Here is a 24298-nt window from a genome sequence, read left to right as displayed (position 1 = left end):
CAGGTGAGCCAGAATCGGCAGATTAGGGACGTGGTCTTTGTTGACGGCGTCCGCACACCCTTTGGACGGGCCGGGGAAAAGGGCATTTACGCCACCACCCGGGCAGATGACCTGGTGGTCAAGTGCATCCGCGAGCTCATGCGCCGCAACCCCTCGCTGCCGCCGGAGCGCGTCGACGAGGTGGCCATTGCCGCCACCACCCAGACGGGTGACCAAGGCCTGACCATTGGCCGCACGGCAGCGCTGCTGGCAGGGCTGCCGCAATCGGTTCCCGGCTTTGCCATCGACAGGATGTGTGCCGGTGCCATGACAGCCGTGACCACCACAGCCTCCGGCATCGGTTTCGGCGCCTACGACGTGGTCATTGCCGGCGGCGTGGAGCACATGGGCCACCACCCCATGGGAGTTGGTGCGGACCCGAACCCTCGGTTCATGTCCGAGCGGATTGTTGACCCGGCGGCCCTGAACATGGGCAACACCGCCGAGAACTTGCACGACCGCTTCCCGGCCATCACCAAGGACCGCACCGACGCCTACGCCGTTGCGAGCCAGAACAAGCTCTCCGCAGCGTACGCCAACGGCCAGATCCAGCCCGATCTGGTGCCCGTGGCCACCCTCAAACCCGAGCAGGGCTGGACCCTGAACACCGTGGACGAGCCCCCGCGCCTCGGCACCACAGTTGCAGACCTGGCCACACTGAATACCCCCTTCCGCGCCCACGGCCGCGTGACTGCTGGCAACGCCGCCGGTTTGAACGACGGCGCCACCGTGGCACTGCTGGCCTCCGCGGAGACCGCCGAGGAGCTTGGGTTACCGGTCAAGATGCGCATGGTCACCTACGCGTTCGCCGGCGTGGCGCCGGAAGTCATGGGCATCGGACCCGTGCCCGCCACCGAGAAGGCCCTCAAACTGGCCGGTCTGAGCATCGATGACATTGGCCTGTTTGAGATTAACGAGGCGTTCGCCGTTCAGGTCCTGTCCTTCCTTGACCACTATGGAATTGCCGACGACGATCCCCGGGTCAACAAGTATGGCGGCGCCATCGCCGTGGGCCACCCCCTGGCCTCCTCCGGTGTCCGCCTCATGACCCAGCTGGCCCGCCAATTCCAGGAAGACCCCTCGGTCCGCTACGGCCTCACCACCATGTGCATCGGCCTGGGCATGGGCGCCACCGTCATCTGGGAAAACCCGCACTTCAACACCGCAGCCACGTCAGCCACCGCAGCCACCTCAGCCACCTCAGCCACCGAAGGGAGCGCCGCATGAGCGCCCAGGACTTTCACCAGCTCGCAGCCCTGTTCCCAGACGAGGTGGTCACCCACTCGTATGTGAAGGACATCGCACTCCCGGGCGTTGACGGCGCTGCCAGCGCTGGCACCTTTGCCCTCATCACCTTGGACAACGGCCTGGACCACCGCCGCCCCAGCACCCTGGGTCCCAACACTCTGGTGGAGCTGGGCACTGTCCTTCAAGAGCAGCGTGGACGCGCGGCCCGCGGCGAGATTGTTGGTGTGGGCGTCACCGGTAAGCCGTATTTCTTGGCTGCCGGTGCCGACCTGTCAGCCGTCAAGAGCCTCAAGGACCGCGAAGCCGGGCTCTGGATGGCCCAGCTGGGCCACGATGTGTACTCAACGCTGAATGACCTTGGCGTCCCCAGCTTTGTGTTCATCAACGGACTGGCCCTGGGCGGCGGTTTGGAGATCGCACTCAACGCCAACTACAGGACAGTCTCCACCGGCGCCGGCGCCCTAGCCTTGCCCGAGGCGTTCCTTGGATTGGTCCCAGGCTGGGGCGGAGTGTATCTGCTCCCCCGCCTGATCGGACCCGGCAACGCCGTGACCGTCATGCTGGAGAACGCGCTCAGCAACAACCGTACGCTCAGCGGGCCGGCCGCCTACAAGCTCGGCATTGCCGATGCCTTGTTCGAGCCAGCCGACTTCCTGGAGCAGTCGCTCGCCTGGGCGGCCCGTGTTCTGGCCGGTGGCGAGGTCAGCCGCCCCAACGCCGTCTCCGAGCCGCTGAGCGAGGAAAACAGCGCGGCCTGGGACGCCGCCGTCGTGCGCGCCAAGGCGTTTGTTGAGGCGAAAACGTCCAACGCCGCCCCCGCCCCGGCCCGCGTCATCGAGCTGCTGGAGAAGGGCAAGCATTACACCAAGGAGCAGTCCTTCGCCGCCGAGGATGAGGCGCTGGCCGATCTGATGCAAACGCCGCAATTCCGCGACACCGTCTATGCGTTCCTCGACCTGGTCCAGAAACGTGCCAAGCGGCCTGCCGGGGCGCCCGATGCCAAGCTGGCGCGCCCCGTCACCAAGGTTGGCGTGGTGGGCGCGGGCCTCATGGCGGGCCAGTTTGCGCTGCTCTTTGCCCGCCAGCTCAAAGTGCCCGTGGTCATGACGGACATTGATCAGGCGCGCGTGGACAAGGGCGTGGGCTACGTCCATGGCGAGGTGGACAAGCTGCTCGCCAAGGGCCGCCTGAGCCAGGACGCGGCCAACCGTACCAAGGCTCTCGTGACGGGTTCCGTGTCCAAGGAGGCGTTTGCGGATGCCGACTTCGTGATCGAGGCCGTGTTTGAGGAACTAAACGTCAAGAAGGCCGTGTTTGCCGAGGTGGAGGCAATTGTTTCGCCCGAGTGCATCCTCGCCACGAACACCTCCTCCTTGTCAGTGACGGCCATGGCCGAGGACCTGTTGCACCCCGAACGCCTGGTCGGTTTCCACTTCTTCAACCCCGTGGCAGTCATGCCGCTGCTGGAGATTGTCCGGGCACCCAAGACCGACGACGCCGTGCTGGCCACTGCCTTTGCCACCGCCAAGGCGCTGCGCAAGACGGCGGTGCTGGTCAAGGATGCGGCGGCGTTTGTGGTGAACCGGGTGCTGCTGCGCCTCATGGCCGAAGTTTCCGCGGCCTTCGATGAGGGCACCGATCCCCACGTTGCGGACAACGCGCTGCGCCCCATGGGCCTGCCCATGACGCCGTTCACCTTGCTCGCCATGGTGGGCATCCCCGTGGCGCAGCACGTGACGGAGTCGCTGCACACGGCCTTTGGCGACCGCTTCCACGTCTCGGCCAACCAGCAGGCATTGATCGACGCCGGCATCAAGGGACTGTGGGAGAGTGCACCGGATGGCAGCGTGTCCATCCCGGAGAGCACGCTGGCGTTGCTGAGCTTTGGCAATTCGCCGTCGACGGCTGAGGAGTTGCTGCAGAAGACGCAGGATGCGCTGGCCGAGGAGATCGGGTTCATGCTGGAAGAGGGAGTGGTGGCGGGCCCCGAGGACATCGATTTGTGCATGATCCTGGGCGCCGGCTGGCCCCTGCACTTGGGCGGCATCACACCCTACCTGGACAGGGTGGGCGCCTCGGAGCGGGTCAACGGGAAGCTCTTCCACCCCGCCGCCTGATGCTGCCTGCCGCTGCCTGCCGAACGTACAGTAGATGCTGATGTGCCGCCGCAACATCGGCATCTACTGTACTTTCGAATTAAGCTGACAGAATGGATGCATGACGGCTGAACCGACCCTGACCCGACGAAACGCCCTGCGGACCACAACAGCAGCCACCGGCGCCGCCTGCGCACTGGCCCTGGTGGGCTGCACCCCCAACGGAGCTACGAGCCCCGCCCAAGGAAACGTTCCGTCAGAGATCCCCACGGGCGGAACCCCCTACCAGGTGGGTAAAGTGTCCGAGCTCCCCGTGGGCAGCTCCGCAGCCGGAACCGCCAATGGTGTTGATGTGATGTTGTTCCGCCCGGATGAAACCACGGTTCTGGCCTACACAGACATTTGCACCCACGCCGGTTGCAAGGTTGCCCCCAATGGGGCGGACTTCAAGTGCCCCTGCCACGGATCAACTTTCAAAGGCGCAGACGGCACGGTGGTGTCCGGCCCGGCGAAGGCCGCACTGCCCCGCTTCGGCGCTGCCATAGACGGGGAATGGATCACCGTCAGCATGTAGGGTGGCAGCAGTTGTCCGGAAAGCGCTAGAACAGGGCCACTTTGGGGGTCCGCGGGAAGATCAGATCCAGCTCAGCCAGATCCTCGGCAGTAGGTTTCCAGCCCGCGGCTGCGGCATTTTGGCGCACCTGCTCCGGCTTGGTGGCACCGGCGATGACGCTGGCCACCGACGGCTGCGCTACCAGCCAGGAGAACGCCACCTGAACTTCTGTTAGTCCACGGGCTGCAGCGAAGGCACCAAATGCGGTGAACTGCTCCTGGTCCGCTGCCTGGACCAGGTGCTGGCGGGTGTGTGAGAGCCGGCTGCCTGCGGGCACCGCACCTCCACTGTATTTGCCCGTCAGCAAGCCGTTGGCGAGCGGGAAGTACGGCATCACGCCTAACCCATACGCCTCGGCAGCCGGGGTGACCTCCTGCTCGGCGCGGCGGTCCAGCAAATTGTAGTGGTTTTGGCTGGCCACAAACCGCTCTGAGCCCAAGGAACGGGCGGTATATTCGGCGTCGGCAATCTGCCACCCGGGCAGATTTGAGTGCCCGATGTAGCGCACCTTGCCGGCGTGGACCAGGTCATCCAGGGCCGAGAGCGTCTCCGCCATGGGGGTGTGGCTGTCGGGGGTGTGGTAGTAAAAGAGGTCAATGTAGTCGGTGCCCAGCCGGCGCAACGACGCCTCCACGGACTGCAAAATGTACTTGCGCGAGCCTCGCCGACCCCAATCCACACCGTTGGCGCCCTGGGCATCCATGCCGAACTTGGTCGCCACAATCACTTTCTCGCGGTGCGCACCGAGTGCCTTGCCCAGGATGGTTTCACTCAGGCCCGGGCTCATCCCGTAAACATCCGCCACGTCAAAGTGCGTGATGCCAGCCTCCAGGGCGGCATGCACGACGGCGTCACTGCCCTCTTGCGTTTGGGTCACAGTCCCGCTGCGGCCCAGGTTGTTGCACCCCAGCCCCACAGTTGAAACGGTCAGTCCGGAACGGCCCACTTGCCGGTATTCAATGTGGTTCTCAGTCATGGTTCAACAATAGCCAGTCCTGGACGCACCCAAGCAACCCAAGCAATCCAAAACGCTCTCGCAGCAATGGTGACATTTTCACGGACGCTCTCGCAGTGAACTGAGAGAGCGTCCGTGAAAATCCAGCCATTGCTGCGAGAGCGTCGAAGAAAAACACACCATTGCTGCGAGAGCGTCGGTGGGGAGACGGGTTAGAGGCTGAAGGCCGTGCTGCCGCTGCTGCTGTGCTTGGCCCGCAGCTCATCGAGCTGGTCGGCCGGTGCCACGGCTACGGTGAGCTTGGTGAAGTCGAGCTTCTCTTCACGGATGCACACCTTGATGTTGGCCACTGCACGGGCCGGATCCGGTGCCAGGATGTACACATTCAGCTTGCCGGTGCTGTGCGGGCCCTTGGTGAATTCAATCTTCTCCACAATTCCGCTGCCGCGCCATGCCAGGTGTGCCGTCAGGGCTGCCTTGGCGCTGGCGCCGAGGGTCTTGTCCCGGTCGGTGACCCTGTCACTCTTCAACGCAATCTGGGCCACCACGGTGAACTGCTCATCACGGCCGAGTACGGCAAAGCCATCCTCAGCGCACTGCGCAGCAAACGCTTCGAGCATTCCACGGGCTTCATCCAGCGAGGCCGCGCGAACGTCCTTGGACGTGCTTTGGTGGCCTACGGCGCCGTGGTTGACCACAAAGTAAATCTCAGTGGGCTCCGCCGGGGCTGCCTCGGCGTCGTCCTCCTGGGGCATCCCGGCGTCAATCCACGCCTCGCGGAAGGTCCAGGCCCCGGCGTCGTCTTTCTTGTACATCCGCACAATGTTGGGGTCCAGATCATGTGATTCCACGGAACCGTTGCTGTCTTGTCCTTCGGTGCTGCTCATGGCAGTGTCCTTCCTAGCGTGAACCAGGCCGTTTCCCGGCCCTCAAAAGGTGCCTGACGGGCCGCGACGGCCTCCATCAGGGCGTCCGCTGCTCGTTCCATGCGGGTGCACAGTTCGGGCGGATAATTCATGGTGACGCGGTGCTGGGCGAATTCGTCTTCATCGTCAACATAGAGGCCCCGCGGCTTGGTGCGCACAACATCCAAATCCATGTCGATCATATGAAATTCCACGACCGCTGGCCGGATGCGACGCCAGTGCAGGTCAGTGGCCAGATCTATATAAAGTTCGACGCCGGACGGGTGGCTTTGATCGTAAAACGTCGCCACCCACTCGCCCTCGTGGGGAATGAGGAGCACGGCGTCGGATTCCGCATAGAAGGCTGCACCGGGCCGGGACACAAATTCGCCCGTGCCCTGGAACACCCAGTGGCCGGCGTCATCGGAGCCCAGGTAACGCCCGGGCACCACCCAGTGGGCCGTGCCGTCGTACTTGCGGTTGCGGGCCACGACCAGATCCCCGGCCTGAGGTATAGCCGTCGATTGCGTGTCAGGAAATGCCGTCACAGGATAGGCATCTGACCTGTGCGGGGCGCGGGCTGGCCGGGCAGCGGCCGGGCAAAGGGCACCTTGGTGCCCAGAACCTGCTCCACCACATCCTGGGCCACGCGCTGGGCGGTCAACCCCACACGCTCCAGCACCTGCGAACGGCTGCCGTGGGCGAGGAACTCCACGGGCAGGCCCACCTCGTTCAGGGCCGTGTCAATACCGGCTGAGCGCAGTTCCTGCCGGATGCGTGAGCCCACTCCCCCGGCCCGGACACCGTCCTCAATGACAATCACAATCCTGTGCTGTGAAGCCAGCTGCACAATGGAGCGCGGCACGGGCATCACCCAGCGAGGGTCAACCACGGTGGAACTGATGCCCTGCTGGTCAATGCGCGCGGCAACATCCAACGCAAGTTCGCTCATGGCCCCAACACTGACAATCAAAACATCGGTTTGGGGTTCGCTGCCGGACTCCGGCATGTCGTGATGGGTGCGCGCCAGGACGTCGACGCCGTCGTACAGGCGCTCAAGGGCCACAATCTCCGGCCCCACCGTACCCTTGGAATACCTGACCACACTGGGTGCATCGGAAATCGCCACGGCCTCGCGCAATTCCTCGCGCAGGCGCACAGCGTCCCGCGGGGCAGCCAGGTGCAGGCCCGGCACAATCTGCAGCATGGACATGTCCCACATGCCGTGGTGGCTGGGACCGTCAGGCCCCGTCACACCGGCACGGTCCAGAACAATCGTCACCCCGGCCTTGTGCAGGGCAACGTCCATCAGGAGCTGGTCGAAGGCCCTGTTCAGGAACGTGGCGTAGATGGCCACCACCGGGTGCAGGCCGCCAAAGGCCATGCCTGCGGCCATGGTCAGGGCGTGCTGCTCGGCAATACCCACATCAATGACGCGGTCGGGGAACTTTTGGGCGAACTTGGCAAATCCAACGGGAATCAACATGGCCCCGGTGATGGCCACAATGTCGCTTCGTTCCTCGGCGATCTTGGCGATTTCCTCCCCAAAAACACCCGTCCAGGACTTGCCGCTGGGTTCCTCCACGGAAACGCCTGTCTCGGGATTGATCACCCCGACGGCGTGGAACTGGTCATCCTGGTGCGCCCGGGCCGGGGCATAGCCGCGGCCCTTTTCGGTGAAGGCGTGCACAATGACGGGTCCGCCGTAGTTCTTGGCCAGCAGCAGGGCTGACTCCATGGCCTTCTCGTCGTGGCCGTCGACCGGGCCCACATACTTCATGCCAAGGTCGTCGAACAGGCCCTGAGGTGCCCACCAGTCCTTCACGCCCTTCTTGGCGGCGTGCAAACTCTTGTACACAAACTGGCCGGCGGCGTTGCCGTCCTGCAGGCGCTTCTTGCCCCACGACATGGAGGCTTCGTACTTTTTGTGCGTGCGCACGTGGTCAATGGCCGGGCGCAGGGACGCCAGGTACTCCGCCACGCCGCCCACGGTGGGGGCGTAGGAGCGGCCGTTGTCGTTGACAACAATCACCACGCGCCTGTCCTTGTCGGCGGCAATGTTGTTCAGGGCCTCCCAGGTCATCCCGCCGGTCAGGGCGCCGTCGCCAATGACAGCCACCACGTAGCGGTCGCCCTCACCGGTGAGCTGGCGGGCGCGGGAGATTCCATCCGCCCAGGAAATGGAGGACGATGCGTGGGAACTTTCCACAATGTCATGTTCGGATTCGGCCCGGTCGGGGTAGCCCGACAGTCCACCCTGCTGGCGCAGGGTGGAGAAGTCTTGGCGGCCCGTGACGAGTTTGTGCACATAGGACTGGTGCCCCGTGTCAAAGACGATGCTGTCGCGGGGGGAATCAAACACCCGGTGGATGGCAAGGGTCAGCTCCACCACGCCAAGATTGGGGCCGAGATGGCCACCAGTCTGGGACACGTTGGTTACCAGGAAATCCCTGATCTCCTGGGCCAGGGTCTCCATCTGGCTCGGGCTGAGCTTACTGAGATCGCGCGGATGCGTGATGGTTTCTAAAAGTCCCATTGGTACCTCCCTGGGTCCACTATCAACGTCTAACAATATCGTGTCCAACAGCCATGACTGAGCGTATCGCTTGGTTTCGGTGGCACAAAGCACATTAAACGTAAGTAAGGGCGGGCATCCGGTTTCCCGAATGCCCGCCCTTACGGAGCGTGGATCACAAAACGTGGGACCACAGGCCCGGGCCCACGCTTCCGAGCGCCCCATCCGGCGACGCGCCCTAGCGCGGCGCCGGATGGGAGGGCCTGGGGATTAGCTCGCTGCGGAGATCTGACGCAGCACGTACTGCAGGATGCCGCCGTTACGGTAGTAATCGGCTTCACCGGGGGTGTCGATGCGCAGCACGGCGTCGAAGCTGACGGTGGTGCCGTCTTCTGCAACGGCCGTAACCTTCAGCGTCTTCGGCGTGGTGCCGTTGTTGAGCTCGGTGACACCTTCAACGGAGAACGTTTCCGTACCCGTCAGGCCCAGGGAGGCAGCGTTCACGCCGGCCGGGTACTGCAGGGGAAGGACGCCCATGCCGATGAGGTTGGAGCGGTGGATGCGCTCGTAGCTCTCGGCAACAACAGCCTTCACGCCCAACAGGGCGGTGCCCTTGGCAGCCCAGTCGCGTGAGGATCCCGAACCGTATTCCTTGCCAGCCAGAACAACCAGCGGGGTGCCGGCGGCCTGGTAGTTGACCGAGGCGTCGTAGATGTACGCCTGCGGGCCGTCGGCCTGGGTGAAGTCGCGGGTGAAGCCACCCTCAACGTTGTCCAGGATCTGGTTGCGGATGCGGATGTTCGCGAAGGTTCCGCGAATCATGACCTCGTGGTTTCCACGGCGTGAACCGTAGGAGTTGAAGTCCTTGCGCTCAACACCGTTGGCCAGCAGGTACTGGCCCGCCGGGGTCTCGGACTTGAACGACCCGGCGGGGCTGATGTGGTCGGTGGTGACCGAATCGCCCAGCTTGAGCAGAACGCGTGCACCGGCAATGTCGGCAACGGGGTCGGCTTCGGCCTTCATGCCCTCAAAGTACGGGGGCTTGCGCACGTACGTTGACTTGGGATCCCACTCGAAGGTGTTGCCTTCGGGGGTTTCCAGGGACTTCCAGCGGTCGTCACCATCAAAGATGGTGGCGTAGGAGTTGGTGAACATCTCACGGTCAATCGAGGCGTCCATAACTTCCTGGACCTCGACGGCGTTGGGCCAGATGTCCTTCAGGAAGACATCGTTGCCGTCGGCATCCTGACCCAGGGCGTCAGTTTCAAAGTCGAAGTCCATGGTGCCGGCCAGGGCGTAGGCGATGACCAACGGCGGTGAGGCCAGGTAGTTCATCTTGACGTCCGGGTTGATGCGGCCTTCGAAGTTGCGGTTACCGGAGAGAACGGCTGTCACGGACAGGTCGTTCTCGGCGATGGCTGCGGAAACTTCGGTGTCCAGCGGGCCGGAGTTGCCGATGCAGGTGGCGCAACCGTAACCAACCGTGTAGAAGCCCAACTTCTCCAAGAACGGAACAAGCCCTGACTTCTCGTAGTAGTCGGTGACAACCTTGGAACCGGGGGCAACAGAAGTCTTGACCCACGGCTTGGAGGACAAACCCTTGTTGACGGCGTTGCGTGCCAGGACGGCAGCAGCGAGCATCACTGAAGGGTTGGAGGTGTTGGTGCAGGAGGTGATCGAGGCGATGGAAACCGCGCCGTGATCAAGCTCGAACTCAACGCCTGATTCGTTCTTCACATGGATCGGTGCGGACGGTCGGCCGTTGGCACCGGCAGCAGCGGAGACCACTACGCGCTCGGTATCGTGGGTGTGGTTGTCTGCGTGGGTGAAGGACGGGGCGTCGGAGGCCGGGAAGGATTCTTCCAGGGACTCGTCAACCGTGTTGCCGTCAGCGTTAGCATCGGCCGCAACGTAGTTCTGCAGATCCGAACGGAACTGCGGCTTCGCGTTGCTCAGCTCAATGCGGTCCTGGGGACGCTTGGGGCCGGAGATGGAAGGAACCACTGTTGAGAGGTCCAGTTCCAGGTACTCGGAGAACTGGATCTCCACCGAAGGATCGTGCCAGAGGCCCTGCTCCTTGGCGTACGCCTCAACCAGTGCCAGCTGCTCTTCGCTGCGGCCGGTCAGGCGCAGGTAGTCAACGGTGACGCTGTCGATCGGGAACATGGCGGCCGTGGAACCGAATTCCGGGCTCATGTTGCCGATGGTGGCGCGGTTTGCCAACGGCACTGCCGCAACGCCTTCGCCATAGAATTCCACGAACTTACCCACCACGCCGTGCTTGCGGAGCTGCTCGGTGATGGTCAAAACAACATCGGTTGCCGTGGCGCCGGCCGGGATGGACCCGGTCAGCTTGAAACCTACGACGCGCGGGATCAGCATGGAAACAGGCTGGCCCAACATGGCTGCTTCGGCCTCGATGCCACCAACGCCCCAACCCAGAACACCCAGGCCGTTGACCATGGTGGTGTGTGAGTCGGTGCCGACCAGTGTGTCCGGGTAGGCGCGCAGAACGCCGTCGACCATGCGGGTCATGACGGTGCGGGCCAAGTACTCAATGTTGACCTGGTGCACAATACCCATGCCCGGGGGGACCACCTTGAAGTCTTCAAAGGCTGTCTGGCCCCAGCGCAGGAACTGGTAGCGCTCACCATTGCGCTGGTATTCAATCTCCATGTTGCGCTCGACGGCGTTGGAGTTGCCGAATACGTCGATCTGCACGGAGTGGTCAATGACCATTTCGGCAGGAGCCAGCGGGTTTACCCGGGTGGGGTCTCCGCCGAGTTCCTTGACGGCTTCACGCATGGTGGCCAGGTCGACGATGCAGGGAACTCCAGTGAAGTCCTGCATGATGACGCGGGCCGGGGTGAACTGAATTTCTGTGTCGGGCTCCGCATTGGGATCCCAACCTGCCAACGCACGCACGTGGTCGGCAGTAATATTCGCACCGTCTTCGGTGCGCAGGAGGTTCTCAAGCAAAACCTTGAGGCTGAACGGAAGGCTCTTCGCGCCTTCAACCGAGCTCAGTCGGAAAATCTCGTATTCGGTCCCGGCAACATTAAGTACGCCTTTGGAACCAAAACTGTCCACATTAGTCATCGATGGACTCCTCTCGCCACTGCTTTTATCTTTGTCACGCAAGGGCACGGATGCCAGTTAGGCACGCCTTACTCGCGCTCGGAGACGGCGCCGCGCTTCTTTAGGAAACGGTAGAGCAGCTCGATCGCCAAACACCCTGCGACAGTTACGCCCATAGTAGCCGCTAGCAGCGGCCCTGCGGGGATGTCGAGGGCGAAGAAATTCCTGGCGAACGGAATGGCCATGATCAGACCCAGGCCAAGGACCATGGCACCGACCAGGATGGCCCGCCATTTGTCAAAGGGCCGCGCCAAGGTGCCCAGCACCCACAGGGCTACCAGCAGCACCGTCATGGTGGTTGCCGTTTGAGCCACCGTGACAGCCTCCTCGGCGCTCAGCGCCGGATCTGGAAAAGCCCTGGCGAAGGAGTAAACAGCCATGATGCAGCCAGCCACAATGGTGCCCGAGGGGATGGCAAACATGAGCGTCCGGCGCAGAAAACCGGGCTGGTAGCGCCTGGCATTGGGCAGCAGGGCAAGGAAAAACGCCGGAATTCCAATGGTCATGGAGCTGACAATGGACAGTTGCCGCGGCAGGAAGGGGTAACGCCACATGAGCACCCCAATGACCACGGAAATGATGATGGCGTAGGTGGTTTTTGTCAGGAACAGGTTTGCCACCCGCTCCACATTGGCAATGACCCGCCGCCCCTGCGCCACTACCGAGGGGAGGTGGCTGAACTGGCCGTCAAGGAGCACCAGGCGGGAGACGGCCTTGGTGGCCGCGGCGCCGCTGCCCATGGCGATGCCAATGTCCGCATGCTTCAGGGCCAGGGCGTCGTTGACGCCGTCGCCCGTCATGGCCACCACGTGGCCGCGGCTTTGCAGGGCCAGCACAATGGCCTTCTTTTGCTCGGGCGTGACCCTGCCCAAAACGCTTTCACGGGCCAAAACATCGGCCATGGCGGCCATGTCTTCTGGCAGTTCCCGCGCGTCATATCCGTCTCCGGTGAAGTCAAAACCAACCTCACGGGCCACGGCCGCCACTGTCCGGGGGTTGTCGCCGGAGATAATCTTCAGCGCCACGCCCTGTTCGCGGAAGTACGCCAGGGTCTGCGCTGCGTCGGGCCTGACTTTTTCATGGAACAACAGCAGGGCCACCGGCTCCAGCCCGGCCAGCGAGAAGTCGGCGGGCTCACCGTGGGTGATTGAAATCTCACCATGGTGAACTGTTTGTAGCGGCCTGTGCGCCAGCAGTAGCGCCCGCAGGCCGCGCCCTGCCGCCTCGTGCGCGCCGGCCAGCGCCTCACTGTGAGCTTGCCCCGCCAAGACCATCTCCGGGGCGCCCAGCACCCAATCACCGGCAAGCACGCCGGGACCGAAGGTGACTGCACTGAATTTCCGGGCACTGTTGAACGGTATTTGTACAACTGGCAGCTCCGCGGGCAGCGCCGTATAGTCGCCGGCCAGTGCCGCCGCCGTCGCATTGGCATTGGGATGGGCGCCCTGCCACGCAAGGACCTGCTGCCAGCCGGAAACGGCGGCAAACTCGCGTGTGCTGGCCAATTCCATCCTGCCCTCGGTGAGCGTCCCGGTCTTGTCCAAGCAGACCATGTCCACGCGGGCCAGTCCTTCAACGGCCGGCAGCTCCTGCACCAAGACCTGCTGCCTGGCCAGGCTCACCGCCGCCATACCAAAGGAAATGCTTGTCAGCAGCACCAGGCCTTCGGGGATCATGGCCACAATGCTGGCCACGGCGCTCACCACGGCGATGCGCCATTCGCCGGAGGCAATGGCCCGTGCCCAGCCGCCGTGGGCGCTCATCTGGCCGTTGATGACCAGCACAATGATGGGGATCAACGCCCACGCAATGTACAAGATGATCCGGTTGATGGAATTGCGGATCTCCGAATTGACCAGGGAGAAGCGGCGCGCCTCAGCCGTCAGCTGCGACGCGTACGACTCCGCCCCTACCCGGTGCACCCGGGCAGTGCCGAAGCCCGCCACCACGGCAGATCCTGACAACGTCAAGTCCCCGGGGTGCTTCTCCACGGGATCGGACTCCCCCGTCAGCAGGGATTCATCGATCTCCAAGGAGTCCGCGTCCACAACCATCGCATCAGCGGGGATCTGATCGCCCGTGCGTAGCACGAGCACGTCGTCGAAAACCACGTCGGCAACCGCCAGCTCCACGTCAACACCGTCACGGCGCACCCGGGCCCTGGGTGCATGCAGCACGGCGAGCTTGTCCAGGGTCCGTTTGGCCCGGTACTCCTGAACCACACCAATGGCGGCATTGGCCAACACAATGAAACCAAAGAGCGCGTCCCGCGGGTCGCCCACAATGAGCACCAACACCAGGCAGGCACCCAACACCGTGTTGAACAAGGTGAATACGTTGGCCCGCACAATGGCCCAAATGCTGCGGCTGCTCTCATGCCGCACGGCATTGCTCAGCTCCGCATCGTGGCGCTCACGAACCTGCGCCGCCGTCAGTCCGTCGCGTTCCAGTAGCACCTCATCAACGGGCGCCAACCCGGCCCGGGCCGCAGCCATGGCCGCCCTGCGGTGCTCGTCGCGCCGCTCGGCCAGGAGCGTCCCCTTGGGCTTGTTGCGCGTCAGGTCCCGCCGCTGGGGCCGCACCTTCGGTGGTGGCTGGTTCAAGAGGCTCCTCGGGGTTCGCTGGCGGGTGGCGGGCGTCAGCTTTTGTTAGCCGTCGATGGCAGCTGCGGGAACCAGCAGGGCCACGGTTTCCACGTGGTGGGTGTGCGGGTACAGGTCAAAGGCCCGGACCTTGGCCAGGCGCCAGCCCGCGTTGGCAAAGTACTTCACGTCCCGGGCAAAGGCTGCCGGATCGCAGGAAACGTAGGCGATGGCCTTGGGCTGCGTGGCGACCAGGGCGCGGACAACCACCTTGCCGGCTCCTGCGCGCGGCGGGTCAAGCACGACGGCGTCAAATCGCCTGCGCTGTCCGGCCGCCGACTGCGAGGCCCGCGACTGGGTGCCCAGGATCTTTTCCACACGGCCCTGCAGGATTTCCACGTGCTCGCTGGCGTGCAGGTTCTTGCGTGCGTCCCGGCTGGTGCCCGGCGAGCCTTCCACGGACAGCACGCTGCCCTCGGAGCCCACGGCATCAGCCAACGGTGCCGTGAACAGACCGGCCCCGGCATAGAGGTCCGCAACGTCGGCGCCGTCGTTCAGGTAGCCACCCTCGAGCAGGAAGCCCAAGGCGGCATCCGTGAGGACCTTGGGGGCGTTGCGGTGGATCTGCCAAAACCCGTCACCGGTGACGCGGAACTCGTGATCGGCTGTGGTTTCCTTGACCCAGCCGCGGCCGCTGACCACTTCGATGGCACTGTTTTCAGGGTTCCAACGGGCCACCGACGGGGGTGTTTCCAGGGCGGCCAGGGCACGGGCAATCCGCTTGACGGCGTGGCCGGCAGCCTTCTCGCTCAAGCCGTGGGCAGGAGCCAGGAGCACCAGCACGCCGGATCCGTTGGCGGGGGCAGCCACTTCAACGCGGTCAATGCCAGTGAAGTCCAGCTCCCACAGGCGCAGCTCATCAACGGCCGGCAGGGCCAGCGGCATGTCGGCGATGGGAAGTACCGTGTGTGAGCGGTGGGCGTGCATACCCAGCTTGCCCGACGGCGTCACGGCGAAGCCCACGCGTGTACGCCAGCCCAAACCGGCCTGCTGTGCCTGCGTTCCCGAGCTGTCCACATCCTCAACACCTGCGGCGAAAAGCTCATTCAGGCGCTCGGTGGGGACGCCGCCGAGGCGTTCGAGCTGTTCGCGGACAACGTCTGTTTTGAGCTTGAGCTGGCCGGGGCGTGAAATGTGGCCAAATTCGGCACCACCAATGGGTGAGGTACCGCGGGCGCCGGCCCGCAGCGCGTCGGCCTCGGGCCAGAAGTGACTCACACGCTCCGGGGACCCTTCCACCACACGGGTGACATCCGCGCGCCAAAACTTGGCGTCGGCGTCGTGCTCGGTGAGAGCGATCTCCACGGTCTCCCCCGGAATGGCATGGCGGACAAAGATCACGCGTCCGTCATGCCTGGCAACGCAGTGGCCGCCGTGGGCCACCGGTCCGACTGTGACGGTGAGGCGGGGGGTGCTAGTGGGCTCGCTCATATGCTGTTTGCTCTTCTATTCTTGGTACTTCTTCGCGTCTGTGGAGGACTTCAGCTGCCAAGGCACACTGGCCACCACAACGCCGGGTTCAAAATGCAGCCGCGTCTTAATGCGCAGGGCAGTCTGGTTGTGCACCAGCTGCTCCCACCATTTTCCCACCACGTATTCCGGGATGTACACCACTATCAAGTCGCGAGGGGCGTCCCTCCGCATGGCCTTGATGTGGCTGATGAGCGGTGTCAGCGTTTCCCTGTACGGGCTCGCCAACACTGTCAACGGTACCGGGATGCTCAGCCTCGCCCAATCCGCAACGGTTTGGGCGGTCTCCGCCGGGTCCAGATCAACGGTGATGGCCTCCAGCGTTGACGGCCGTGAGGCCCGGGCAAAGGCCACGGCCCGCATGACAGGCTTGCGCACATGGGAGACCAAAATCACAGCGTGAATCCGGGCCGGAAGCGCCCTGATCGCAAAATCTGGCTCAACTTCCAATTCCTTGGCCACGTTGTCGTAGTGGGACTTGATGCTCCACATGATGGCAAACAGGACCGCCATGGCCAGCAACGCAATCCAGGCGCCTTGTTCAAATTTGGTGACCAACACAATCAACAGCACCGTCAACGTCATGCTGAAGCCGATGGAGTTGATGATCCGTGAACGCTTCATCTTGAAGCGGACCGATTTGTCCTTGATCTTCACCAGTTCCCTAGTCCAATGCCGGATCATGCCCAGCTGGCTGGCCGTGAAGGAAATAAACACGCCCACAATGTACAGCTGGATGAGCCGGGTGACATCGGCGTCGAAGGCAATGATGAGCACCAGCGCTCCAGCAGCCAGCAGCAGCACCCCGTTGCTGAAGGTCAGTCGGTCGCCGCGGTTGCGCAGTTGGCGGGGAAGGTAGCCGTCCCCGGCGAGGATGGAGGCCAGTACGGGAAAACCGTTGAACGCCGTGTTGGAGGCGAAGACCAAGATGGCGCCCGTGGCGGCAACAATAATGAAGAATGGAATGGAGCCGGCCCCAAAAATGGTGGAGGCGATCTGGCTGATCGAGGGGTTCTGCACATAGTCGGTTCCCGGCGCCACGCCGTTGACCAGGAACTCGGTGTGCGGATCGGCAACAATGTGCACGTCCGTGGCGTTCGCCAGGAATAAGATGCTGGCCATCATGCCGGCAGCAATGGCGCCCAGCATGAGCAAAGTGGTGGCGGCGTTCTTGCTTTTTGGCTTGCGGAAATTCGGCACACCGTTGCTGATGGCCTCCACCCCGGTCAACGCAGCAGCGCCGGAAGAAAAGGCTCGCAGGAGCAAAAATGCCCCCGCCAGGCCCACCAGGCCTTGGTTGAATGCTGCTTCAGGCACAATCTCAAAGTCGGCCGACGGCGCCCGGCCCAAGGTTCCCGTGGCGGCCTGGAACAAGCCCACGGCTGTCATGGCGAAGATGCAGAACATGAAGATGTAGGTGGGTACGGCGAAAACTGTCCCGGCTTCCTTGATGCCGCGCAGGTTGACCAGGGCCAAGATGATGACACCCACCACCGCAATGGCCGCTTGGGTGCCATGCCAGCCCGGGACTGCCGTAGCCAGATAATTCGCGGCTGCTGACATGGACACTGCCACTGTCAGGACATAGTCCACCATGAGGGCGGAGGCCACCGTGAGTCCTGCGGACCTGCCAAGGTTGACGGTGGCAATCTCGTAGTCGCCGCCACCGGAGGGGTAGGCGTGCACGTTTTGGCGGTAGGAGGCCACAACTGTCAGCAACACAACCATGACGGCCAGGCCCACCCACGGTGACAGCGACACGGCGGCCACACCGGCCAACGCCAGGGTCAACAGGATTTCATCCGGCGCATAGGCCACGGAGGACAATGCGTCGGAGGCAAAAACCGGCAGCGCGATGCGTTTGGGCAGGAGCGTATGGGCGAGTTTTTCGTTGCGGAATGGACGTCCCACAAGGACTCGCTTGAACGCGTTGAAGAAGTTCAGCACGCGGGTAACGCTAGCACCACTGGGCGCCGCCCGGGTGTCCAATGTCATTGCCACCGCCGCCATGTCACACTAGGGCTAGTGTTTTTGGCATTACGCGGCCCCGTCCCCAACTTGACCGGAGGGCCGCAACTATCGTGAAATTAGTACCCGCACCGCATGGCAAAGCATGCGGCACCAGCAGCGGCCCACCGAGAATCCTCGGCAATCCGCTATAACAAGGAGCACCAGTGGCACATTTTGTGATCATGGGTTGCGGTCGGGTGGGCGCCACATTGGCCCACACCTTGGAGGACTCAGGTCACTCCGTGGCGATCATTGACCAGGACGAGCGGGCGTTTAGGCGTTTGCGCACAGGTTTTGGCGGACGCAAAATCACAGGTGTTGGCTTTGACCAGGAAACCCTCAAGCAGGCCGACATTGAACACGCCTACGCTTTTGCAGCTGTTTCCAGCGGTGACAACTCCAATATTCTGGCAACCCGGGTGGCCCGCGAGACGTTCCATGTGGAGCACGTGGTGGCCCGCATCTATGATCCCGGCAGAGCGGAAATCTACCAGCGCCTGGGCATCCCCACGGTTGCTGCTGTGCGGTGGAGCGCTGACCAGGTGCTGCGCCGGATTCTGCCTGAAACTGCTATCAAGGGTGACTTCCGTGAACCGTCCGGGCGTTTGATCCTGACCGAACTGGCGCTGCACCCGGACTGGATTGGGCGGCACATTTTGGATATTGAATCCGCAGCCAAGGTGCGCGTTGCCTATTTGACGCGTTTTGGCGAAGGCATCCTGCCGGGTCCGGACACCAGCTACCAGCAGGGGGACACCGTCCACGCCATGATAGCCAGCGCCCAGTTCACCGACGTGGCGCACACTCTTGCAGCCGCCCCCGCGAAGGAGAATTAGCATGATTGTTGTCATTGTGGGTGCCGGCAGCGTTGGTTGTTCCATCGCCAAGGAACTGCTCTCCAACGGGCACGACACCCTCCTCATTGACCCCAAGCCCGAGGTGATTGGCAAAAGTGGTTTGCGTGGTGCCCGGTGGCTGGTGGGCGACGCCTGCGAAATCAGCACCCTGCGCGAGGCCAAATTGGAGGAGGCCGATGTTGTGGTCTCGGCCACCGGGGATGACAAGGTCAACTTGGTGGTCTCCCTGCTGGCCAAAACTGAATTTGGTGTGGGCCGCACGGTGGGCCGGGTCAACAATCCCAGGAACGACTGGATGTTTGACGACTCCTGGGGCGTTGACGTTGCCGTGAACACCCCGCGCCTCATGACGGCACTGGTGGAGGAAGCCGTGGAAATTGGCGACCTTGTCCGCCTGCTGACACTGCAAACGGGGGTGGCCTCGTTGGTGGAGTTCACGGTTCCGGAGGATTCACACGTGATTGGTTCCATGGTCAGCGCCATCCAATGGCCGCACGATTCAACACTCGTGGCGATTCTGCGCGATGAGGCACCCATCACCCCTAGCGGCGATGACGTGGTGGAAGCCCACGACGAGCTGTTCTTCATCACCACCATTGCGGCCGAACACGAGCTGCGCACCCTGCTCACCAATGAGCCCGGCACCTAAAGACAACTGACCCGCAGAAAACGCCGAAAAACACGTCAAAATCGTGTTTTTTCGGCGTTTTCTGCGGGTCAGTTGTCTAAGCGTGGGTTTCGGCGTCGCTTGCTGCGGACGCGGTCGCCACGGGGCGGCTGACCAGCCAGGCGATCCACAAGCCAAACGCGTAGAGCGGCACGCCCATGATCAGGCGCATGGCCCCGAGCGCGTCAACGGCACCGGCGAAGTACAGCGGCAATTGCACCGCCAGCCGGGCTCCCATGACGCCCACCAGAATCCAAGTAGCAACCCGGTAGGCACGGAGCCGCTCGGGCTCCTGGCGCCAGCGAACACCCTCATTGCGCGCGTAACCGAACAACAGCCCCAGCACGGGCCAGCGCACAGCGATCGAAACCACCATGGCCAGGATGTACCCGGCGTTCGTGTAGAAGCCCACCGTGTAGTAGTCCTCGGCCTTGCCTGTTTTCATGGCCAGGAATGCCGAAAGTGCGACGCCGACAATGCCGGCCAACGCTTGCGTCAAGGGTGTGCGCTGGACCAGCCGGGCAACGAGGAAGACGGCAGCCATCGCCACCGAACCAACCAGGGCAACCGTCAGGTCCCGGGTCAGGGTGAAGGCAACGAGGAAGACCAGGCCGGGCAGAATGCTCTCGGCAATGCCCCTGGCTCCCCCGGCCGCAGCCAGCAGGTCGATGTGCCCGTTTTCTTTGCGCACCAAGGGGTTCTTGGCAGCCAGTTCCTGGGCCATGTCAGCGAAACCTCCTGAGGGCTTGGCTGCCGGGGAGTCGTCTTCGGGGCTCTGCTGGCTCAACTAGCTCTCCTGGGTTCCAATGATCTCGTAACGGGGGTTGTACATGGTAGGCAGTCCCTGGCGCAGGGACACCATGCCTTCAACGCGCAGGCGCGTGCCGGCCGCAATGCCGGGCACCCGGCGTCGACCAATCCACACCAGGCGCAGCCGGTGGTTGCCCGCTGCGGGATCCGCCGTGCGTGACTCCCTGTCGGTGACAATGGCCGTGTAGGCGGGCGTTGCCGAGGCCGGCAAAATGGTCACGGCATCGACAACGCCGCAGCACACGGCCCGGCCGCGCTGGGGCAGCTCATTGATGGCAACTGCCGGCGGCCAATCGCCGTCTAGCGTGGGCACCGAACTAGCCGATCGCCGTGATTTCAGGTCCCCGGCGGAAGGGTTCCCCGCCCTGGGCCGGTGTGGCGTGGTCGGCCGCGACGGCGCCTTCCGGGCTGGGGGCCGCATCCTTGGGCAGGCGCAGTAGCAGCAGATCACGCGGGGGTAGCGGTGTTTCGCCACGGACCACCACGACACCGCGGAACAGGTTCTCCAGGTCAGCGGCGGCTTCGCTGTCCACAGCGGCGTTTCCGCCCAACACACCGCGCAGGAACCAACGGGGACCGTCGATGCCAATGAAGCGGGCAACGCGGAAACCGTTGCTGCCGTCGGCACCCTGGGCCGGCACCTTGGCCAGGACTTCCTTGCCGAAGGTGCCGTCAAGAATTTCAATCTCGCCGCCCTGCGAACCGACCGACAGGCCGATCTGCTCGCGGATGTCGCGCCACAACTGCTCGGACCGTGAGGCGGCGAAAGCCTGCAGCTGCAGGCTGGAACCGTCCAAGTCAAGCGTCACGGCGATGACACGTGAGGTGCTTTCCTCCACTTCCAGGCGCAGGGAGAGCCCTTCGCGCGGGGTGATGAGCAAGGCGCCCAAATCGACGTAGCCGTCAGTTCCTTCCACTTCGGAAGCATCCAAGGGACCGTGCAGGGCACGGTCGTAGAGGGTGTCGGCCGGATCCGGCGGGAGGTTCAACAAGGCTGTGGCGCCCTCAGGGCCCTGGGCCGCGTCGGCCGCAGCCCCGGAGGCACCCTCGGCCCCACCTGTGTGGTCGTTGTCTTCGCTGATCTTCTTTTTCTTACCGAACCCGAAAGCCATGGGATTAAAGACTCCTTGTGAAAGATGAAACGGCAATCAGCCGTTGGTGGTCGCTGAGGTGGCGCTGCCGTTTGTGGACGGGGCAAAACCACCGGTGGATCCGAAGCCGCCGGTGCCGCGCACCGAGTCGGGCAGTTGATCCACAGCAACAAAGTTGGCGATTTCCACGCGCTGGATGACCATTTGTGCAATTCTATCGCCCCGGGACAGGGAGATGGAGTGGTGCGAATCGGTATTCAGCAGTGTTACCGAAATCTCGCCGCGGTAGCCTGCATCCACCGTACCGGGGCTGTTGACAATGGTCAGCCCGTGCTTGGTGGCCAGCCCGGAGCGCGGGTGAATCAAGGCCACCAGGCCAAAGGGAAGGGCAATGCTGACACCCGTGGGAACTAGTACGCGCTCGCCCGGGGCAAGGACAACGTCTATCCGGGTGCGCAGGTCTGCGCCGGCATCGCCCGGGTGAGCGTAGCTGGGAGGTTCGATCCCGGCGTCGAGCATGCACAACTGCACGCTCACAGGTGCGCCGGGCTGATCCGGTTCTTGGTTTGAGGCAAAAGTCTGATGGGTCACAACAGCTCAGTCTATCCCCAAGCGAACACTGGTGGCGGCGCCGCCGCGGGCCCGAAGTGAATTACTGCCGGAAAGATGAAAAGCTACATACATGTCATCTGAATCGCCGCACGGCGCCATGTCCCCCGCCACGGCCAACTACACCGAGAAGCTGTGGCCCACCCTCTGGATTTGGGTCATTGTGCTGGGACTTTCCGCCGCCGGCATCTTGATCTTCATCCCCATTAGCCCCTTTGCCGGCTATGCGGCATTCGCCGTGTTACTGGTGTTGCAGGTGGTGATGCTGGTGACTTCCACCCCCACTATCTCCGTGACGCCGGAGACACTGCAAGTGGGCCGGGCCCAGATTGACCGGAAGTATGTTGGCGATGTCAGTTACTACTACGGCGACGACGCCACGGCCCAGCGAGGAACCCAGCTCAATGGCCTGGCCTATCTGTGCATTCGCGGCTGGATCCAACCTGTGGTCAAGATTGAGATCACCGATCCCGATGACAAGACGCCCTACTGGTTGACGTCCTCTCGCAATCCGGAGCACCTGGCCGCAGCACTGGGCGGCGCCGTGCCCAAGAAATCCAGCTAACAACACATGCCACAATGGCCACCCCAAGACAACGGGGTGGCCATTTTTGTGGGCGCCTAGCCTTCGCAGTCCTTGCAGTATTTCAGGCCGTTCTTCTCCCGAGCCAGCTGCGAACGGTGCCGCACCAGGAAACAAGAACCGCAGGTGAATTCATCGGCCTGCTGGGCCACGATCTCCAGGGCTAACTCCTCGGGCGATACCTCGGCGCCGGGAAGTTCGTAGAGTTCCGCCAGTTCCGATTCGGCCAGGTCGATCACGGCCGAGGGTTGCGCTGATCGTCCAGCCGTGCGGGGTGCGTGAAAGCTGGTGGTCATGACTACATCCTCACTTCGCTGCCAAGTGCGGCAGATACTAAATACTGCCAATACCCTAAGGCGCAAACGACTGGCCCGTGCCCGGTCCCGCCCGGAGTTCGCAGCTGGCTTAAGATGGGCGCGCTCCGGGACACCTCGGGCACCTCCCTGCGGCCCGGCCAGTGGTCCGCCCGGTGGCCCGGCCGGTGGCCCGGTCAGTGGTCTGGCAGGGACGAAATGGTACTTTTTCCTAGCCATCTCGCGCCACGCCTGCCAAGGTAGTAGGAATTGCACCCGTTCGGTGGCAAAGTTTCGAGGGGAAACTAGAAGATTTGGGAGAACGGCATGGCTGATTTGCGGCTGGTGGGTGTCCACGACGACGGCGAACACCTGTTGCTCAGTGGTCCCGATGGAGAAAACTACCTGCTCCCCCTCGATGAGGCCTTACGTGCGGCCGCGGCGAAGTCCGCCATCCGCAGCTCCCGGGTGCAGCAAAGCACCACCCGGATGACCCCGCGGGAGATCCAATCGTTGATCCGGGGCGGGGCCAGCGCAGCCTCTGTGGCGGAGCAGTCCTCCTTGTCGCTGGAGCAGGTGCGCCGGTACGAGGGACCCGTCCTGGCTGAGCGCGAGCACATTGCCAACCAGGCCCGCATTGTTGAGGTTGCCGCACCCACGCCCCACAATGAGGGCTACCGATCCGCGTTTGGCGAAAGCCCCACAACGTTGGAAGAAATGGTCATGCACCGCCTGGGCGCCTTCGGCATCGATGCGAAGTCCCTTCGCTGGGATGCCTGGCGTGACAGCGCCGGCGCGTGGACCATCAGCGCGGATTTTGAACCCGGGACGCAGTGGGCCGCCACCAGCATTGGCGAACCTCCCCCCGCCCTGTGGCGTTTCCACCCAGGACGCAAGGCATTGCACAATGCCAACCGTTGGGCCCAGCAACTCAGCGAACTTGAGCCCATGGACAGTCCCGTGCCTGAGCGCCGCCTCAGCGCCGTACTGGATGCACCCTTTGATGTTGAGGCCGACGCCGAACCCGAGCTTGAGGACGTACCTGCGGTTCCAGAGGTGGCTGAGTCCGAGGAGTACCCGGGGCACGGTTTCCTGGACATGCTCCGGTCCCGGCGCGGCGTCCGGCTGGGCATTGATGAAAACGGCGACGACGAACTGGCAGCAATGCTGGGCACGCACGTCCCCGGCGCGCATCCCAGGGATGAGGCCCTGTACGCCCCCGCCGAAGCCGCCGACATTGAGCCCGTTCCGGATGCGCCCAAGCCCAGCGCCAAGGACAGGCTGCGTGCTATGCCGCTGCTGTCGCTGGCACCCAGTCTGGACGCCGACCACCACCATGACATGGACGGTGTTGCCGAGGTCAGCACCGAGACCCGTGAAATAGTCCTGTCCGGTGAGCCTGGCACGCCGTGGCGCCCCGCACCGGCTGTGGCTCCCGCTGTTGAAGCTGAATCCGTGATGGAAGAGACCACTGACAGCGGTCCCAGCGACAGCGAAGTTGCTGCACGCCTGGAACGAAAAGCCGCCGCCAAACCCAAACGCTCCAGCGTCCCCAGCTGGGACGAGATCGTGTTTGGCACCAAGGGCGACTAGCTCTTTAAACAACTGACCCGCAGAAAACGGCGAAAACTCACGGTTTTACCGTGATTTTCGCCGTTTTCTGCGGGACCCTTCTATATTTGTCAAGCCGAGGCCGGGGTCTCGATTTTTGAGTTGAGGATTTTGTAGACGGTGCGGGCGAGGTAGCGTTTGATGCA

At 63.4% G+C, this 24298-nt stretch carries 20 protein-coding genes; 7 read left to right on the top strand and 13 right to left on the bottom strand.

All coding sequences use genetic code 11. The features are described 5' to 3' along the window. Positions 1 to 3: 3 nt before the first annotated feature. The 3 genes from ACX80Q_RS12140 to ACX80Q_RS12130 all read left to right on the top strand — a co-directional run bounded on the left by ACX80Q_RS12140 (position 4) and on the right by ACX80Q_RS12130 (position 3957). Positions 4 to 1266 carry a thiolase family protein gene (locus ACX80Q_RS12140; protein ID WP_459330790.1) on the top strand — a complete coding sequence of 421 codons (1263 nt, stop codon included), beginning with the start codon at positions 4 to 6 and terminating at the stop codon, positions 1264 to 1266. Next, positions 1263 to 3404, top strand: coding sequence for a 3-hydroxyacyl-CoA dehydrogenase NAD-binding domain-containing protein (locus tag ACX80Q_RS12135; protein WP_459330789.1), 2142 nt, complete (start codon positions 1263 to 1265; stop codon positions 3402 to 3404). Before ACX80Q_RS12140 ends, ACX80Q_RS12135 begins: the two co-directional genes overlap by 4 nt. 100 nt (positions 3405 to 3504) lie before the next feature. Further along, positions 3505 to 3957, top strand: coding sequence for a QcrA and Rieske domain-containing protein (locus tag ACX80Q_RS12130; protein WP_459330788.1), 453 nt, complete (start codon positions 3505 to 3507; stop codon positions 3955 to 3957). A 25-nt stretch (positions 3958 to 3982) separates the two neighbouring features. Here the strand turns inward: ACX80Q_RS12130 and ACX80Q_RS12125 are convergent, their stop codons facing one another. The 8 genes from ACX80Q_RS12125 to ACX80Q_RS12090 all read right to left on the bottom strand — a co-directional run bounded on the left by ACX80Q_RS12125 (position 3983) and on the right by ACX80Q_RS12090 (position 17616). After that, positions 3983 to 4972, bottom strand: a complete 990-nt coding sequence (locus ACX80Q_RS12125) for an aldo/keto reductase (RefSeq protein ID WP_459330787.1) — start codon at positions 4970 to 4972, stop codon at positions 3983 to 3985. A 191-nt stretch (positions 4973 to 5163) separates the two neighbouring features. Beyond that, a complete protein-coding gene (locus ACX80Q_RS12120; RefSeq protein ID WP_459330786.1) occupies positions 5164 to 5838 on the bottom strand; it encodes a hypothetical protein in 675 nt (224 codons plus the stop codon). Further along, positions 5835 to 6347: a DUF402 domain-containing protein gene (locus ACX80Q_RS12115; RefSeq protein WP_459330785.1), complete on the bottom strand. Its 513-nt coding sequence runs from the start codon at positions 6345 to 6347 to the stop codon at positions 5835 to 5837. The genes ACX80Q_RS12120 and ACX80Q_RS12115 overlap by 4 nt, the downstream gene beginning before the upstream one ends. A gap of 53 nt (positions 6348 to 6400) precedes the next feature. Next, positions 6401 to 8392: a 1-deoxy-D-xylulose-5-phosphate synthase gene (dxs, locus tag ACX80Q_RS12110; protein ID WP_459330784.1), complete on the bottom strand. Its 1992-nt coding sequence runs from the start codon at positions 8390 to 8392 to the stop codon at positions 6401 to 6403. A 249-nt stretch (positions 8393 to 8641) separates the two neighbouring features. Beyond that, positions 8642 to 11470, bottom strand: a complete 2829-nt coding sequence (locus ACX80Q_RS12105) for an aconitate hydratase (protein ID WP_459330783.1) — start codon at positions 11468 to 11470, stop codon at positions 8642 to 8644. A 68-nt stretch (positions 11471 to 11538) separates the two neighbouring features. Then, a complete protein-coding gene (locus ACX80Q_RS12100; protein WP_459330782.1) occupies positions 11539 to 14112 on the bottom strand; it encodes an HAD-IC family P-type ATPase in 2574 nt (857 codons plus the stop codon). A gap of 45 nt (positions 14113 to 14157) precedes the next feature. After that, positions 14158 to 15582, bottom strand: coding sequence for a class I SAM-dependent RNA methyltransferase (locus ACX80Q_RS12095; RefSeq protein ID WP_459330781.1), 1425 nt, complete (start codon positions 15580 to 15582; stop codon positions 14158 to 14160). A gap of 15 nt (positions 15583 to 15597) precedes the next feature. After that, positions 15598 to 17616 (bottom strand): APC family permease, encoded by a 2019-nt coding sequence (locus tag ACX80Q_RS12090; RefSeq protein WP_459330780.1) that lies wholly within the window; start codon positions 17614 to 17616, stop codon positions 15598 to 15600. 179 nt (positions 17617 to 17795) lie between these two features. Here ACX80Q_RS12090 and ACX80Q_RS12085 point away from each other — a divergent pair, with 179 nt between their 5' ends. After that, positions 17796 to 18467: a potassium channel family protein gene (locus ACX80Q_RS12085; protein WP_459330779.1), complete on the top strand. Its 672-nt coding sequence runs from the start codon at positions 17796 to 17798 to the stop codon at positions 18465 to 18467. A gap of 1 nt (position 18468) precedes the next feature. Next, positions 18469 to 19137 (top strand): potassium channel family protein, encoded by a 669-nt coding sequence (locus ACX80Q_RS12080; RefSeq protein ID WP_459330778.1) that lies wholly within the window; start codon positions 18469 to 18471, stop codon positions 19135 to 19137. A 76-nt stretch (positions 19138 to 19213) separates the two neighbouring features. Here ACX80Q_RS12080 and ACX80Q_RS12075 read toward each other — a convergent pair whose 3' ends face one another. The 4 genes from ACX80Q_RS12075 to dut are packed head-to-tail and all read right to left on the bottom strand — an operon-like array spanning position 19214 to position 21647. After that, complete coding sequence (locus tag ACX80Q_RS12075; protein WP_459330777.1) at positions 19214 to 19942, bottom strand: DUF3159 domain-containing protein; 729 nt, start codon at positions 19940 to 19942, stop codon at positions 19214 to 19216. Then, the gene (locus ACX80Q_RS12070) at positions 19943 to 20278 is read right to left on the bottom strand and encodes a single stranded DNA-binding domain-containing protein (RefSeq protein ID WP_459330776.1); all 336 of its coding nucleotides are present in this window, start codon (positions 20276 to 20278) and stop codon (positions 19943 to 19945) included. A gap of 4 nt (positions 20279 to 20282) precedes the next feature. Next, positions 20283 to 21077: a DUF3710 domain-containing protein gene (locus tag ACX80Q_RS12065; RefSeq protein WP_459330775.1), complete on the bottom strand. Its 795-nt coding sequence runs from the start codon at positions 21075 to 21077 to the stop codon at positions 20283 to 20285. Between the two features lie 36 nt (positions 21078 to 21113). Beyond that, positions 21114 to 21647 (bottom strand): dUTP diphosphatase, encoded by a 534-nt coding sequence (dut, locus tag ACX80Q_RS12060; protein ID WP_459330774.1) that lies wholly within the window; start codon positions 21645 to 21647, stop codon positions 21114 to 21116. A gap of 91 nt (positions 21648 to 21738) precedes the next feature. Here dut and ACX80Q_RS12055 point away from each other — a divergent pair, with 91 nt between their 5' ends. Beyond that, entirely contained in the window at positions 21739 to 22230 is a 492-nt protein-coding gene (locus ACX80Q_RS12055; RefSeq protein ID WP_459330773.1) for a DUF3093 domain-containing protein, read from the top strand. A gap of 56 nt (positions 22231 to 22286) precedes the next feature. On the opposite strand, the gene ACX80Q_RS12050 is transcribed toward ACX80Q_RS12055, so the two are convergent. Next, positions 22287 to 22544: a DUF4193 family protein gene (locus ACX80Q_RS12050; protein ID WP_459330772.1), complete on the bottom strand. Its 258-nt coding sequence runs from the start codon at positions 22542 to 22544 to the stop codon at positions 22287 to 22289. Between the two features lie 324 nt (positions 22545 to 22868). Between ACX80Q_RS12050 and sepH the strand changes: the two genes are divergently transcribed. After that, complete coding sequence (gene sepH, locus ACX80Q_RS12045; protein ID WP_459330771.1) at positions 22869 to 24134, top strand: septation protein SepH; 1266 nt, start codon at positions 22869 to 22871, stop codon at positions 24132 to 24134. Positions 24135 to 24298: the final 164 nt, after the last annotated feature.

The organism is Arthrobacter sp. HLT1-20, from assembly GCF_054510895.1.
Note: the sequence above shows the minus strand (reverse complement) of the source record. Positions and strands in the feature narration are given on the sequence as shown.